Genomic DNA, 207 nt, shown 5'->3' with positions numbered 1-207 from the left:
GCTTGCCCGCCAAAGAAAAAACCTGGCTGAAACTGGCCAAGGGCACCGCCGTCGTACCCCATCGCGACGATGTCACCGGCCCGCTGCTCAGAACCTGGAGCGAAACCAGCCCGCTCAGCGACGCCGACCTGCTGATCCCGCGAAGCCTGCTGGACGGCTTGCCCGCCGAGAAAAAATTCCACGTGCCCGGCCGCGATGGCCGCAACG

1 pseudogene is annotated in these 207 nt (G+C 65.7%); it reads left to right on the top strand.

Annotated elements, in window-relative coordinates:
• A pseudogene (locus ACZYR5_RS29735) lies at positions 1 to 207 on the top strand (glycoside hydrolase family 19 protein); the annotation flags it as partial.

It is taken from the genome of Pseudomonas sp. F007, assembly GCF_057814275.1.
The sequence above is the reverse complement of the archived record's forward strand: the minus strand, read 5'-3'. Positions and strand labels throughout refer to the sequence as shown.